The organism is Caballeronia sp. M23-90 (genome assembly GCF_053574605.1).
On the sequence record NZ_JBSIPA010000766.1, the window covers coordinates 1 to 1,688 of the forward strand.

Below are 1,688 nucleotides of genomic sequence, written 5' to 3' on the forward strand. Positions count from 1 at the left end.
TCGCCGTCGACATCAACACCGCTCTGGAACTTGCGCCGGCATGAAATGCGTACACGACGGCACAGAGTTTCAGGGCCTAAAAATACCGTTGCAAATGATTAATCGGTACGACTTGGTGCGCTGGACGAACCAACCCACATCAATCCGTCGCGCCGGATCATGCGATTAGAACGCGTTTCTCCGCGTCTGGCGAGACATCGTGTTACCGGCTTGCCAGCGCGAGCTTGAGACGGCGGACACCCTCAAACACTTCGGCCTCCCCCGGCGCGGCGGCAAACGAAAGCCGCATGCTTGATTCATCGGCGTTGTGCACGTAGAAAGCCGGACCGGGCACGTAAATCACATTCTGCTCGATTGCGCGCTTGAGTACGTCTGCGGCAAGGCGGTCGCCCTTCAGGCGCGCCCATACGAACATGCCGCCCTGCGGCACGACATACTCGATGTCGTCAGGAACGAACTGCCGCAGCGCGCTCGACAACGCCTCGTAACGCTTCTTGTACGCCTGCACGATAACCGGCACGTGCTCCGCCAGCCGTCCGCTTTCCAGATAAAACCGCGCCGTCTCCTGCGCAAGCGGCGACGTGCACAGATCGCTCGTTTGCTTCGCGACCAGCATGCGGCGTGTGATGGCGGGCGGCGCAATCGACCAGCCGATGCGCAAGCCCGGCGCAACGATCTTCGAGAGACTGCCGAAATACACGACCCAGTCGCGCGCGCCGGGAATGGCATCGGCAAGCGCAATGATCGGTTTGACCGGATCGCCCGTGAAACGCAGCTCGCCGTATGGATCATCTTCGATCAGCACGAAGCGAAAACGCATTGCGAGGCGTGCGAGCGCTTTGCGGCGTTCCACGGGCAACGTCGTGCCGGTTGGATTCGCGAAGGTCGGCACCGTGTAGAGCAACTTCGGACGCACGGCCGGATCGAGCGCTTCGAGTTGTTCGGTGAGGGCATCGACGTCGATGCCCTGCGCGTCCGTGCGCACCGGAATCAGCTTCGCACCCGCAAGACGCAGCGCCTGGATCGCGGCCGGATAAGCAGGCTCTTCGATCAGCACGGCGTCGCCCGGCGCGACCAGGATCTTGATGAGCAAGTCGAGACCTTGCTGCGAGCCGGTGGTCACGATCAGGTCATCGATTTCACGCGCCACGCCGCGATCGTTCATCAAACGCACAATCGCGCGGCGCAGTGCGGGCGCGCCGGCGGTGTCGCCATATTGAAGGCACGCAATCGGGTCGGCGCGATAAGCCTCTTCCATCGCGCGCCCGATTCCAGCCCGGTCGAACAAATCCTTCGATGGATAGCCGCCCGCGAACGAGATCATCCCCGGCCGGGCGAGGTACTTGAAGAGCTCGCGGATCGCGGAGCCTTGCGGCGCCTTGAACGGCTCCGTGAAGTCGTATAGATCCGATGCAGCAGTCGCGTTCGTGGTCACGCGGCCGCCGTCATCTTGAAGATGCCCGTGGCGTTGCCAGCATCGAAACCGAGATCGAGCACGCTGCGGCCGGTGGCATTGTCGAGAACCGTATCGCGGCTGATGAATTCATAGAACGAGCCGGGCACGTCGCGCTCGATCTGCGCGCCGGTTTTATCGATAAACACACGGCGCACCGGGTCCGCACGGAACGCCGTCTGGCGCACACGGCCCGACTTCGACACCTCGACCGAATCCTTGATCGGGCGGCCAA

At 62.6% G+C, this 1,688-nt stretch carries 1 protein-coding gene and 1 pseudogene; both read right to left on the minus strand.

Translation table 11 applies throughout. The features are described 5' to 3' along the window. Positions 1–202 precede the first annotated feature (202 nt). A complete protein-coding gene (locus ACRXB1_RS35645) occupies positions 203–1,435 on the minus strand; it encodes an aminotransferase-like domain-containing protein (RefSeq protein ID WP_449494724.1) in 1,233 nt (410 codons plus the stop codon). Continuing rightward, positions 1,432–1,688: pseudogene (locus ACRXB1_RS35650) on the minus strand (DUF1338 domain-containing protein); the annotation flags it as partial. The pseudogene ACRXB1_RS35650 and the gene ACRXB1_RS35645, both read right to left, overlap by 4 nt.